Consider the following 13051-nt stretch of genomic DNA (forward strand, 5'->3'; position numbering starts at 1 on the left):
ATCATGGGAAAAAGCATGCTCGACAAATCTTCTGTGGCTGTAGTTATACCGGTATACCAACCGTTTCTCACTGAAAATGAGGAGATTTCGTTGCAGCAATGTTTGAAAGTTTTGGCAGGATATCCGATCAAAATCATCAAGCCGCGCAGTCTCAGTGTTGACTTTATTACAAAAAAATATTCCTCAATCGAAGCCATCTCGCTGGACAGCCAGCATTTTGAAGGCATTGCTGCCTACAACCGGCTGCTGATTTCCCTGGATTTTTACAAACAGTTTTCAGCATTCAAATTCATGCTGATTTACCAGCTCGATGCATTCGTTTTTCGTGACGAGCTGCTTCAATGGTGCCAGGAAGGATACGATTACATTGGCGCGCCGTCGCTGCATAATCCTGAATTTGACATATTACCTGCCGCGTCTGCTCAGACTTTCGCGGATGCATTATCAAGCCGCCGGTTTGTTTTAAATGGCGGGCTTTCGCTGCGGCACATTCCGGCATTTATCCGGTATCTAAAAATTTACAATACATTTTATCCAGCCTGGGTCGGGAATGAGGATATGTTGTTTTCGCAGGAAGCTACGCGGCTCATTCCCATGAAATTATTCCTGAAAACGCCCTCCTGGCAGGAAGCGCTGCGTTTTGCTTTTGAAAAAAGTCCTGCTGCTACTTACGAGCTGACTGGCCACCAGCTACCTTTCGCCTGTCACGCCTGGGAGCGCTACGATCCCGGATTCTGGTCTCGATTTATTCCTGAGAACCAGTAACTTAGATAGTTTAACAAATTTTAACAAACTATCAGGAATGTTCGGGCGTTCTTGCAGGTACTTATTTTTAACCATCGATTTAATACCATGAAATTCAAATTGCTACTGGCATTTTCCGTCGCGATTATACTTTCATTCAAAGCCAGTTTTGGACAAATTACCGAGAATCCCAAGGTAGACGAGCAGTCGCAGCCTTATGTGAAGATCAAAAAAGTGGAGCTGACCGACAATTATACAATTGTCTATCTTCAATTTACGGAAACAAAATCCAGTCAGCCCCTTCCAAAACAATTCCGTTTTCCACTACCGCAAGGCCCCGATCAGCAATATAAATTTGGCGGCGGCAACGAAATCTGGCTCGATCCGGAGACAAGATTGTACAAGCCCGGTGAAATAGACAAGAAATTTAAATTCATCAAAGCCGAGAACATTCCGACCACCAAAAGAAGAGAAGTAACCTCCGGCGAAACCGTCGATTTTGTCGCGTATTTTGAGAGGTTAACGCCTGGTATTGAAGAGTTTGATTTTTACGAAGGTCGCAGTCAACAAGGCTCGCAATCATGGAATTTTTACGGGATACACGTTAAAAACCCTTTGAAAAAAGAGCAGGCTAAGACGCCAAAGCCGGTTGTAAAAACAACTGAGCCTGTTCAAAAACCGAAAGAAGAGCCAGTTGCGGTGGATACTTCAAATTCTGTCGCGGAAAAAGAAGAGCTGCGGGTTCCGAAAAAAGTAGGTGAAACCATCGCCCTGCCGAACATTTATTTTGAAACTTCCAAGTTCACCTTATTGCCCGAATCCAACGCAGAGCTCGACCGGCTGGTGAAGATCATGGAAGAAAGTCCAACACTAAAAATCCGCGTGGAAGGACACACCGATAATGTCGGTGATTTTGACAAAAACCTGGAATTGTCCCGAAAAAGAGCCGAAGCCGTCAAATCCTATCTCACGGAAAAAGGCATCGAAGCCTCCCGCATCGAAGCCAAAGGCTACGGAGCCACCCGCCCCATCAGCAAAGGCAACGCAGAGGAAAGGAAGAAGAACCGGAGGGTGGAGTTTGTGGTGACGGGGATGTGATAGGATAGTCATTTGTGGTCATTTGGTCATTTGTTGTCAGGTATTGTCAGGAGTAGTCAGATGTTGTAAAATTCTAAAAACAACACCTGACTATAAATGACAATCAATGACCACTAATGACTACAAATCACCCCTTCCTACCTCGCCTTAATAATATTCGTAAACTCTCTGGATTTAAGAGAAGCTCCGCCTACAAGTCCACCGTCGATGTCTGGTGAGGCGAAAAGTTCTGGCGCGCTGGCGGCTGTGACGCTGCCGCCGTAGAGGATGGAGATTTCTTCGGCAACATTCGCGCCATATTTGGAAGCAATGTGCTGGCGGAGTGCGGCGTGCATTTCCTGGGCTTGTTCTGCGCTGGCAGTCAGGCCGGTACCGATCGCCCAGATGGGTTCGTAAGCAATTACTACTTTAAGCAATTCTTCTTCCGTCAGGTGAAAAAGGCTTTCGGTGATCTGGTTTTTTACAAATCCGATGTAGTCTTCATTCTGGCGCTGATCCAGCGATTCGCCGCAGCAGAAAATCGGAGAAACCCCATTTGCAAGCGCGGTATTCACTTTTTCTGCCAGCAATGCATTGGTTTCATTGAAATATTGGCGGCGCTCGCTGTGGCCGATCAGCACATATTCCACGCCGATGGATTGCAACATTTGAGCGGAAATTTCGCCGGTAAATGCACCGGAAACTTTGTCGGAGCAGTTTTGCGCTGCTAGCGAAAAGTTAGGTGCATCCTCAATATATTTTTTGATGGTAGTAAGGTAAATGGCAGGAGGGCAAAGGATGATTTTGGCGTCATTTTGAACTTCATCTTTTGCCATATTAACCAACTCGGATGTGAGCGCAACTGCTTCATCCATCAGTTTATTCATCTTCCAGTTACCGGCAACAATTTTCTTGCGCATGAGAAATTTTTTATTGTGAAAAAAGGTCTTTTTACGCAACAAAAGTACCATAATTTCATCATTTGCATGATTTTACAACTACTATAAAAATATTTCTGAAAGTTTGTACTTATGAAGATTTTTTTGTGTTTAATTGAGAAGAAAAATATTATTTTTACTTAATTAACCAAATGGGTGCAATTTGAATACTAACGTTTACACAAGATATAAAGACAGAGTTAAGCCATTTATAATCAGCGTGTTTTGTATTGTTAACGTAGCAACTTGAAAAATAGATTTTAAAGAAAGGAGGCCACGATGAAAACGTCTAAGTGGTTATTTTTAGCGATTATACTTTTTACTACCCGCGCAGCATTAGCCAACTCATCAGACATTCCCCCGGTTTCAGAGGAGCGGTATGGCTACTTTTTAGAAAAAAACCACAAATCTGCACGCATTCCCTTTGAACTGCATTCCAACCTGATCCTCATTTATGTGAAGATCAACGACACTGATTCCCTGCGTTTTATCCTCGACACTGGCGTTAGCTCGATCATTGTTACAGACCCCTACATTCTCAAACCCGACAAGCTGCGTTTAACCCGGAAGGTTAATCTCACCGGTGCCGGCGAGGGAAAATCTATTTCAGCGCATGTGGCCATCGACAATCGTTTTGCGATGGGCCGGCTCAGGGCCAATCACCAGAACATTGTGGTGCTGGAAGACGATTTTCTCAGGCTTTCCGAATATGTCGGCGTGCCGGTACATGGCATTTTTGGTTATGAAGTGTTCAACAACTTCGTGGTAACCATGGACTTTGCCAAAAAAGAGCTGATCCTGATGCGCCCCGAAAAATATCATTACAAATCAAACAAAGGCGACAAGCATCCGCTGATCATTGAGGATACCAAGCCTTTTACAGACGCGGTAACCCTCTTCGCCGACGGTCGCGAGCACCCGATCCGGGTTTTGATCGATACGGGCGCGGGTCATGCGTTGCTTTTGAACAACACGCCCAAAGAATCTTTCCGACTGCCCGAAAAAGTGATCCGTGCACAGCTGGGCCGCGGTTTAAATGGTGTAATCAACGGAAATCTTGGCCGGATCGACCGGCTTCGGCTCGGCAGGTTTGAGATGGACAACATTGTAGCCTCTTTTCCGGACAGTATTTCTTTTGGTTCAAAAATAAAAGAGGGCAGCGAGCGGCAGGGTAACATTGGCTGCGAGCTGCTGCGGCGGTTTAGGGTGACGATGAATTACCAGGAACGCTACATGGTGCTGAAACCGATCAAAAGCCGGTTGCGTGAAAAATTCGAGCACGATATGAGTGGGATGGAAGTGCGCGCCGAAGGCAGGGACCTGCATTCGTATTTTATCAACCACATTGCCGACGATTCGCCGGCTTTGCGTGCTGGTTTACTCGAAGGTGATCAGCTGCTTTTTATCGACGATCAGTCGGCTTCCGAGCTGAATATCAGCGACATTTACAAATTGATGCAGCGCGGCGACGGCAAGAACATCGACCTGCTGGTAAAACGCAAGGGGGATATTTTCTTTACCCAGATTACCCTGAAAAGAATGATTTAACTACATTTAAGCCAAACTAAAAACTGGCTTATTTGGAACGCCTTATCGTAACGGAAGACGGCTCGCATTCTTTGTTCAGCGCACAATTCAATCAGCAATATCATTCGCTTCAGGGTGCTTTGAATGAGTCAAAGCACATTTACATTAACCTCGGTTTGAAACCTTTTCTCGAAAATGCCACGGAAACCGTGCATGTTTTTGAAATGGGTTTTGGGACGGGGTTAAATGCTTTTCTGGCCTGGCAACTGGCCGACGCGCTGCAAAAGCCGGTACATTATATTTCCGTGGAAGCTTATCCGGTAACATTGGAAGAAGCTGCAACATTGAATTATGAGGCCTTAATTGGCGGCAGCGGATTTTTGAAACTGCACGAAGCATCATGGTCTGAAACTCATCAGCTTTCCGAATTTTTTATATTCCAAAAGGAAAATACCCACATCCAGGATTTCACATCGGACAAAATGTTTGATGTGATTTTTTATGATGCCTTCGATCCGCGCGCCCAGCCGGAACTCTGGACAGAAGAAATATTTTCAAGCGTAGCGGCCCAAACGCATCCGGGCGGCGTATTGGTAACATATTCTTCCAAAGGAATTGTAAAAAGAGCATTGGCGGCGGCCGGTTTTAAGGTGGAGCGGCACAAAGGTCCTGGCCGAAAAACGCATGTTTTGAAAGCGATCAGATCCTGAGAACACCGGCATTTCGCGTAGCCAGCATAATTTTTTAAGAAGCGGTCAGCATTAACACATTCAAAAATGAATTACCAGGAAATTATAAGCCAGGAATTGAAAGAAGCGCAAAATGTGCTGGATAACTTTCTGAATGATCCGGCTAACATTGAAAAAATAGAAAGCGCGGCAACATTGATGGCGGAGGCGATCAATAACGGAGGGAAAATCATTTCATGCGGAAATGGCGGGTCACATTGCGACGCCATGCATTTTGCCGAAGAACTCACCGGCCGGTACCGTGATAATCGCCGCGCACTACCTGCTATCGCGATTTCGGATGTGAGCCATATCAGCTGCGTGAGTAATGATTTTGGTTATGAATATGTGTTTTCAAGATATGTGGAAGCATTGGGCCAGCCGGGTGACATTTTGCTCGGGTTAAGTACCAGCGGAAATTCGGCCAACATTATCCGCGCCGTTGAAGCTGCCAAGTCCAAAGGCATGAAAGTGATCATTATGTCCGGCAAGGATGGCGGGAAACTCGCCGGAATGTCCGACATTGAGATCCGCGTCCCGCATTTTGGCTACGCAGATCGCATTCAGGAAATACATATTAAAGTGATACACATATTGATGTTGTTGATTGAAAAAATGGTAATCGCTTAAAAATGAACGTCCGCCCCTCCGCTTTGATCATTCAGGATAACAAGGTTCTGACCTTGCGCTATTGTTATGGCGACTCGGAAGTATATGCATTGCCGGGTGGTAATCCTGATCCCGGAGAATGTTTGTCAGAGGCACTTTCGCGGGAGCTTCATGAAGAATTGGGTATTAAGGCAAAGGTGAGCGGGATGATTTGTTCGGGCGAAGTGATTTGGCCGGAAATCAAAAAAGAAACACTTCACATGGTGTTCCAGGCAGAAATTGCATCCGGTACGCCTGTTTTAAATCCGGAAGAAACGACTGCGCTTGAAATAGTCTGGCTACCAATAAATGAGCTTGTTTCCAAACAGTTATACCCAAATGTCGGTACACAAATCCAGGCTTATCTTGATAAAAGCTGGGCCCCGGCGCACATTGGTACGCTCGTGCAACCTTATGTGAGCTAGACGTTTTTGCGCGACCATATATTCCTGTTGAGTTTCTATAAAAGAGAAACATACCGTACTTTTGCATTTTAAACGGAAGCAGGGTAAATGGAAAACGAAAAGAAGGAAAAGTTATCGAACTTCTTGATTAAGCGGACGGAGAAAGATGTATTATCGAGAGGACGTTCCATTTATAGTAGCGGCGGCTTAAAAGTTTCTAAACTTGATTACAACGGCCCCGGGAATGCTGAATTCAAAGTCAAAAGCGACTATTCCATTCAGTTTTACCAGATCTACATCCGGGATTTTCTTACGCCCCAGATCACCACAGAATGTTCTTGTCCCGATAAAAACGGTCTCTGCAAGCACCGCGTCGCGGCGATCCTGTACATTCTCGATAAAATGCCGACCATCAAACAAGTTGTCCATGATATGGCCGACACGGTGGTGGATTTGCCGGAACTGAAAGAGTTTCAGTTGAGAAGCCTGGTGCAGGATGAAGTCTGGCGAAACCGCGCGGCGATTGACGAGGTGGAGATTGTTTCTGCCAAAGAAGGCGAGGCCGAATGTCTGGTGACAGAAAACGGTGTTGACTATCAGGTTGCTTTTCAACGCATTAAGAATACAAGACAAGTACATACTTCCTGCACCTGCGGCCAAAAGTTGTGGGTACCGCTTTGCGAACATAAGCTGGCCGCATTGCTGAAACTCCGCGACGAGCTGGGTGAAAAAGCATTCGAGGTGATGCGGGATTTGACGGAAGAAAAAAATAACCTGCTCGCCGAATACGGTTATTCGCTGGAAGATCAGTATAAAGATAAATTCGATTTCCGGCTGGACGAAGAGGGCGGGTTAATGCTGATCAAGCTTGACCCGACGGTACAAAAAGTGGGGACTTACCAGGACTGGAAGTCGCTGAGAAAGCGGATCCTCCCTGCCCAGAATAACGGTTTCAACATTTCAATCAGTGAAAACGGTCAGGAAGACGAGGACCGGATTTCCATATTTGTGTTTTGGCCAAAAGGCAAAAATCATTTGCTGGACATTGGTTTCGGTGTTTTTTCCGTCAAATACAGCGCTAAATCCGAGAAGCTGACCAACATCCGGAACATTGCCGGCGGGTCGAGCAACTATTATTCTGCCGATGAAATCCCTGTTTTGAGTGAATCCGACGCCAGGTTGGTGCGTCTCGCCAAACATTGGGAGGAAGGTTTGCAGAAATTTGTGCGCAAGCAAGGCTGGGCCTATAATGCGTATCTGCATTTCGACGATGTGGGGGCGGACCAGCGTTATGAGGCAAGAAATTACGTTGGAAAGCAGCTTACCCGCGTTTTCAACGACCTCGATCCCGAACGTTTATACCTGGCCGACGGCGATTACATTACCAGCAACAACCAGCTTGTGCAGCTTGAATTGAACCGCGAGCCAGTCAGGCTGTTTTTTGTTTTGACAGAAGACAAAGAATTTATCACCCTCAATCCGTACGTCGAGCTGAAAGCCGGTACGCCGCTGGAATTGCAGAAAGTCGTTTCGTTCGACAGTTTCTGGCTGGGGATTTACAATGAGAAATTGCTTTTCCGCTGGGCAGGGCTTAGTGAGGCTGAAATGGTCGCCTATCTCAGTCAGAACGGATTTAAAATACGGGTTAAGAAAGAGTTTGCCGACAGTTTTCTGAAAGAGTGGATCATTCCGGTGACGGAGCAGTTTGATGTAATGTTCCAGACGCGTCACCAGGTCAGTTCCGGCCAGCTAACATTCAAGAAACCAAAGATTTACCTGAAAGAAGACGACGCGAATCTGCTGATCGTCCCTAGTTTTATATACGAGTCGGCGGACAGCGAAACTGGCGAAATCGAATTTTTGCACGATCAGCGGAGGTCGAAAACCAGTTTTGGTGAAAACCAGATAACCGTTCAGGAACGCGATTTAGCAGCTGAAAATAATGTTTGGGAGTGGGTGAAATCCTTGCATCCGAATTTCAAACAGCAAGCCGGCCAATCATTCTTTTATGTGCCTTTTGACCAGGTAATGAAGGAGGGCTGGCTTTTCAATTTTGTGGACGCGGCGCGCAAGAAGCATTATGACTTGCTCGGGTTCAACGATTTGAAAAAGATGCGCTTCAACCCGAACCGCGGTACCGTGAAAGTTACCACTTCTTCGGGTATCGACTGGTTTGATATGAAGGTCGAGATCAATTTCGGTGATCAGGTGGTTTCGCTGGCAGATGCCAAAAAAGCGTTGCTGAAAAAGCAGAATTACGTGCAGTTGCAAGACGGTACACTCGGCGTGCTGCCCGATGAATGGATTGCCAAGCTGGAACCGCTGCTGCAATTCGGCCGCGTAAATGATGACAAAATCCATTTATCAAAAATACATTTCTCGCTGATCGACGAATTGGTTTCCGAGGTGGATAATGAGGAAGTGTTCCGTGAATTGTGGGAGAAAAAACAAAAGCTCCTCAATTTCAAGCAGATACCCAATGTTGCGCTGCCTGAGAACATTAATGCTACGCTTCGGCAATACCAGGAAGAAGGTTATAAGTGGATCCATTTTCTGGATGAATTCGGCTGGGGCGGTTGCTTAGCCGACGATATGGGTCTTGGGAAAACATTGCAGATGCTGACATTCTTGCAGCAGCAGAAAAACCAGAATCCAGCCAATACGAACCTCGTTGTTGTACCTACCACATTGATTTTCAACTGGCAGGCGGAAGCAGCGAAATTTACGCCGGACTTGAAACTTTTCGTTCATCGCGGAATGGCGCGGCGCAAGGATATCGAGTTTTTCAAAGAATACGACATTATCCTGACCACTTACGGCACCATGCGCAGCGACGTGGAGTTGCTGCGGCATTTCGATTTCAACTACATTATTCTGGATGAAGCGCAGGCCATCAAAAATCCTGACTCGCTGACTTCCAAGGCTTCCCGGCTGCTGCACGCCAAAAATCGCCTGACGATGACGGGTACGCCGGTGGAGAATAATACTTTCGATTTATACTCGCAGTTTGAGTTTTTGAATCCGGGAATGCTCGGTCACGCCGACTTTTTCCGCACCGAATACGCGACGCCAATCGACAAATATCAGGACAAGGAAAAGGCTGCGGAATTGCGGAAGCTGGTCTATCCTTTCATGCTGAAACGTACGAAGGAGGAAGTAGCGACGGATTTGCCTGACAAAACGGAGACAATCTTGTTCTGCGAAATGGGCAACAAGCAGCGCAAAGTATACGAAACATTCCGCGAGCGTTACCGCCAGGAAATCGCCGAAAAACTGGCGACCGACGGCCTGAACAAAAGCAGCTTCCTCATTCTCGAAGCATTATTGAAGCTGCGCCAGATCTGCGATTCTCCTTCTATTTTGTCGGGAGACGAAGATTTTGGAAATGAATCGGCGAAGCTGGAAGAAATTACTCGGGAGATCGAAGAAAATGCTTCTAATCATAAAATTCTGATTTTCAGTCAATTCCTGGGGATGTTGGACCTGATCCGTAAACATTTGGAAAAGATCAACATTCCTTATGAATATCTCGACGGACAGACTGTGGACCGCGCCGGGCGGGTGAACCGCTTCCAGAATGACCAAACTTGTCGTGTTTTTCTGATGAGCTTAAAAGCAGGTGGCGTCGGGTTGAATTTGACCGAAGCGGATTATGTATACCTGATCGATCCGTGGTGGAACCCGGCTGTTGAGCGGCAGGCGATTGACAGAACGCACCGGATAGGGCAAACCCGCAAGGTATTTGCCTATAAAATGATCTGTAAAGACACGATTGAGGAGAAAATATTGCTTCTTCAGCAACGCAAGCAAGACCTGGCCGAGGACCTGGTAGGCGGAGAATCCGGCTTTATCAAGAAACTAAGCCAGGAAGATATTATGGGACTGTTCAGCTAAGCAAGCTGGAATTAAAAATTTGCTGTTCTGTTCGCTTGTGGGATGTTCAGCAAATTTTGGTTATTCACTTTTTCAGAAGCAACCCGGGAGGTAGTATCCATAGAAGCAAACTGGAAAAGTTGTGCAGGATCGTACAAGGATTTTGTTTTTCCCATCAGCTCGCCGTCACTTTCATTCGATGTGGAGCTGTTGTTGATATTCTTATCCGGGAAATTGTACATATTTTCCACATTCACATTTTTCTCGGCCTTGTAGCTTGCGTGTTTTTCCACGACACACAGTATCAGTAAAAGCGATGCTACTATTAAAGTAAGATGGTTTTTCATATTAAGATGCGTAATTCTTCGCGTCCAAGTGAGACAACTACACCACAAAGAGCAAATTTTAAGCCAGACGGTTGTAACCGTTAAAAAATAAATTGATTTGAAAAATGCCTCTCAGATCACGTCAGGGGCTTTTTTTAATTATTCCAGTACATTACTGAACTATTGCTGTAAATTCTATTTCCACCAGATAGTCAGGAGATACCAGTTTACTGATTTCGTAAATACCGGTGGTAGGCTTGATCCCAAGAAAATATGCGCCGTGTGCCCGGGCTATTTCGTCGAAGTATTGTATGTCGGTCGTGAAGATTCTTGTGCGGATCACATCATTCAAACTTGCGCCAGCTTCTTCCAAAACCTTGGCGATGCGCTCAATAATGTTGTTGGTCTGGGCGTAAGCATCGTCGGCTTTTACTTTTTCACCATCCACGATGGCGACGGTACCGGACACTTCTACAATATTTCCGATACGTACCGCGCGGCAGTATCCCATTTTATCTTCCCAGGGAGACCCAGAGAGAATATTTTGTCGATTCATGCTAATAGTTAAAATATAATTATACAAATATAGCGTTTAAAATGACCTTTCTCTTTCTTCTTCCAAAATAGCTAGCGATAATCGTAATTGTCCGTAATCAAACTGTTCGTTAAGTTGCTCGAAAAGAGGCTTTAATGGATCATTCTTGCCAATTTGCAGTTCCTGGGCGGCCTTAATAATTGTCTGGTAAGCCCGGTCGTCGATGAGGGATTTCAGGTTAATGTCGTGACCGTCTTCTTTCAGTTTTACAAGATGGGAGATAATTGTCACTGCATTCAAATTCCGCTTTTCGGCGATGACTTTTACCGAATAACCTTCTTTGTACAAATCGTAAGTTTCTACAAAGGTCAAACCCTTGACCACCCGGGTGCCGGGCTTGGTATTTTCCTTCGCGAAATCCACAATTTCCTTGATGAAAGTTTCTCCATACCTGCGAAACCGCTCTTCCCCGATACCCGAAATCGCCTTCATCTGCGCCTCCGAAACCGGCTTTTTCTGCGCCATTTCCGAAAGTGTCGCGTCTGTAAAAACAACATAAGGCGGCACGGCCAGCGCGTCGGCCATTTGTTTCCGGAGTATCCGCAGCCGCTCAAACAAGGCATCACGGATAATTTCCTGCTTCGGTTTTTCTTTCGGGGCCAATTCTTCTTCCCGCGCTTTGCGCTCGCTCAGCGGGATGAATTTCACGAGATCCACTTTTCTTTCGCCCCGCAAAACCTGCCAGCTCGCGGGATTTAATTTGAATGTATGTGCCTCATCATAAGCAATATCCATCACGCCCGAATTGAGCAGCTGGCCAATATATTCCGACCATTCCTCGCCGCGCAGATCGTGGCCGGCGCCAAAAGTCGGGAGCTTATCATAGCCGAATTGCAGAATGTTCCGGTTACGGCTTCCACGGAGAATGTCGATCAGCATACCCATCGCGACTTTCTGGTCGGTGCGGGCGATGCCGGATAGGGCCTTTTGCGCAATGATAGTGGCGTCGAAGCGGGTGCGGGGATTTTGGCAGACGTCGCAGTTGCCGCAATCTTTTTCCACCGCCTCATTGAAATAACTGAGCAAAATCCTGCGGCGACAAATATCGGCTTCTGCATATTGTTTCATGCGGTTCAGCTTGGCATGCAGCAGCTCCTTTTGCTCGACCGACTGATCGGAATTATTGATCATATCCTGCCTCGTAATAATGTCCATGTAGCTGTAAAAGAGCACCGTATCCGCGGCTGAACCATCCCTGCCAGCCCGGCCGATTTCCTGGTAAAAGCTCTCCACATTCGAAGGCAAATTGTAATGTATCACCCAGCGAACATTCGATTTGTCGATCCCCATACCAAATGCAATCGTCGCGACGATGATCTGAATGTCGTCTTTCAGAAATTTTTCCTGCACCTTCGACCGCTTGTCGGCGGCGAGACCTGCGTGGTAATATTCTGCCTTGAAACCAGCGCTTTGCAGGCTGGCCGCCACGGTTTCGGTACCTTTTCGGCTGAGGCAGTAGATGATACCCGCCTGATTTTCATGCTTATTGATAAAACTCTGGATTTGTTGCAGCCGCTTTCTGCCGGGCAGCACGCTCAGGCTAAGATTGGGCCTGTCGAAGCTGGAAATAAATGTTTCCGCATGTTCGATATGCAGCTGTTTCAGAATGTCCCGGCGGGTAACCCGGTCGGCGGTAGCAGTCAATGCGATGACGGGCACATCTGGGAAACGTTGTTTTAACGTATTTAGCTGCCGGTATTCCGGGCGGAAATCGTGGCCCCAGGAAGAGATACAATGTGACTCATCGATCGCGAAAAGCGAAACATTCCAATCTTTTAAAAATTCAAAAGTACTTCCTGAAAAAAGCCGCTCCGGCGCAATGTAAAGGAGTTTAAGCTCGCCCAACTTAGCTTGCCAGAGAATCTGGTCCTGCTCGGACGAAGAAAGCGAGGAATTGAGGAAGGCCGCATTCACGCCATTTCCACGCAACGCCTCAACTTGGTCCTTCATGAGCGCAATTAGTGGAGAAATCACCACAGTTAACCCCGGTTTGAGGATCGCAGGTATCTGAAAACACACCGATTTGCCCCCACCCGTCGGCATCAGCACTAAACAATCCTTATTTGCCATCACCGTATCGATGATTTCGGCCTGCTGCGGACGGAATGTATCGTACCCGAAATATTTTTTAAGCACATCCAATTTTTCGTGTGTCATGGAAATCTGATTTTATAGGGTTCTGTTAAAATTC

General features: G+C 46.4%; 11 protein-coding genes. 7 read left to right on the forward strand and 4 right to left on the reverse strand.

The features are described 5' to 3' along the window. Window positions 1-3 precede the first annotated feature (3 nt). Complete coding sequence (locus tag FEN17_RS10870; protein WP_229208774.1) at window positions 4-765, forward strand: DUF5672 family protein; 762 nt, start codon at window positions 4-6, stop codon at window positions 763-765. A gap of 87 nt (window positions 766-852) precedes the next feature. Further along, window positions 853-1842: an OmpA family protein gene (locus tag FEN17_RS10875; protein ID WP_138365392.1), complete on the forward strand. Its 990-nt coding sequence runs from the start codon at window positions 853-855 to the stop codon at window positions 1840-1842. Window positions 1843-1979: 137 nt separating this feature from the next. Here the strand turns inward: FEN17_RS10875 and tpiA are convergent, their stop codons facing one another. Continuing rightward, on the reverse strand, window positions 1980-2741 hold the full coding sequence (gene tpiA, locus FEN17_RS10880) for a triose-phosphate isomerase (RefSeq protein ID WP_138365393.1): 762 nt from the start codon (window positions 2739-2741) through the stop codon (window positions 1980-1982). 297 nt (window positions 2742-3038) lie between these two features. On the opposite strand from tpiA, the gene FEN17_RS10885 reads away from it, so the two are divergent. From FEN17_RS10885 to FEN17_RS10905, 5 genes are all read left to right on the forward strand, one after another. After that, window positions 3039-4307, forward strand: a complete 1269-nt coding sequence (locus FEN17_RS10885) for an aspartyl protease family protein (protein WP_138365394.1) — start codon at window positions 3039-3041, stop codon at window positions 4305-4307. Window positions 4308-4339: 32 nt separating this feature from the next. Then, on the forward strand, window positions 4340-4996 hold the full coding sequence (gene mnmC2 / locus FEN17_RS10890; protein ID WP_138365395.1) for a tRNA (5-methylaminomethyl-2-thiouridine)(34)-methyltransferase MnmC2: 657 nt from the start codon (window positions 4340-4342) through the stop codon (window positions 4994-4996). Between the two features lie 66 nt (window positions 4997-5062). Continuing rightward, a complete protein-coding gene (lpcA, locus tag FEN17_RS10895) occupies window positions 5063-5644 on the forward strand; it encodes a D-sedoheptulose 7-phosphate isomerase (RefSeq protein WP_138365396.1) in 582 nt (193 codons plus the stop codon). A 2-nt stretch (window positions 5645-5646) separates the two neighbouring features. After that, window positions 5647-6087 (forward strand): NUDIX domain-containing protein, encoded by a 441-nt coding sequence (locus FEN17_RS10900; RefSeq protein ID WP_138365397.1) that lies wholly within the window; start codon window positions 5647-5649, stop codon window positions 6085-6087. Window positions 6088-6174: 87 nt separating this feature from the next. Continuing rightward, window positions 6175-9960, forward strand: a complete 3786-nt coding sequence (locus tag FEN17_RS10905; protein ID WP_138365398.1) for an SNF2-related protein — start codon at window positions 6175-6177, stop codon at window positions 9958-9960. Window positions 9961-9971: 11 nt separating this feature from the next. On the opposite strand, the gene FEN17_RS10910 is transcribed toward FEN17_RS10905, so the two are convergent. The 3 genes from FEN17_RS10910 to recQ form a co-directional block, all read right to left on the reverse strand. After that, window positions 9972-10286 (reverse strand): hypothetical protein, encoded by a 315-nt coding sequence (locus FEN17_RS10910; RefSeq protein ID WP_138365399.1) that lies wholly within the window; start codon window positions 10284-10286, stop codon window positions 9972-9974. A 151-nt stretch (window positions 10287-10437) separates the two neighbouring features. Next, the gene (locus FEN17_RS10915; RefSeq protein WP_138365400.1) at window positions 10438-10821 is read right to left on the reverse strand and encodes a RidA family protein; all 384 of its coding nucleotides are present in this window, start codon (window positions 10819-10821) and stop codon (window positions 10438-10440) included. Window positions 10822-10857: 36 nt separating this feature from the next. Next, window positions 10858-13017, reverse strand: coding sequence for a DNA helicase RecQ (gene recQ / locus FEN17_RS10920; protein WP_138365401.1), 2160 nt, complete (start codon window positions 13015-13017; stop codon window positions 10858-10860). Window positions 13018-13051 lie beyond the last annotated feature (34 nt).

Source organism: Dyadobacter luticola, assembly GCF_005860805.1.
Classification (GTDB): domain Bacteria; phylum Bacteroidota; class Bacteroidia; order Cytophagales; family Spirosomataceae; genus Dyadobacter; species Dyadobacter luticola.

Bases quoted from the DNA above. Each gene is read 5' to 3' on its own strand.
- FEN17_RS10905 (WP_138365398.1), top strand. From the start codon at position 6,175: ATGGAAAACGAAAAGAAGGAAAAGTTATCGAACTTCTTGATTAAGCGG.
- FEN17_RS10885 (WP_138365394.1), top strand. From the start codon at position 3,039: ATGAAAACGTCTAAGTGGTTATTTTTAGCGATTATACTTTTTACTACC.
- FEN17_RS10900 (WP_138365397.1), top strand. From the start codon at position 5,647: ATGAACGTCCGCCCCTCCGCTTTGATCATTCAGGATAACAAGGTTCTG.
- FEN17_RS10915 (WP_138365400.1), bottom strand. From the start codon at position 10,821: ATGAATCGACAAAATATTCTCTCTGGGTCTCCCTGGGAAGATAAAATG.
- FEN17_RS10870 (WP_229208774.1), top strand. From the start codon at position 4: ATGGGAAAAAGCATGCTCGACAAATCTTCTGTGGCTGTAGTTATACCG.
- recQ (WP_138365401.1), bottom strand. From the start codon at position 13,017: ATGACACACGAAAAATTGGATGTGCTTAAAAAATATTTCGGGTACGAT.
- FEN17_RS10910 (WP_138365399.1), bottom strand. From the start codon at position 10,286: ATGAAAAACCATCTTACTTTAATAGTAGCATCGCTTTTACTGATACTG.
- FEN17_RS10875 (WP_138365392.1), top strand. From the start codon at position 853: ATGAAATTCAAATTGCTACTGGCATTTTCCGTCGCGATTATACTTTCA.
- tpiA (WP_138365393.1), bottom strand. From the start codon at position 2,741: ATGCGCAAGAAAATTGTTGCCGGTAACTGGAAGATGAATAAACTGATG.
- lpcA (WP_138365396.1), top strand. From the start codon at position 5,063: ATGAATTACCAGGAAATTATAAGCCAGGAATTGAAAGAAGCGCAAAAT.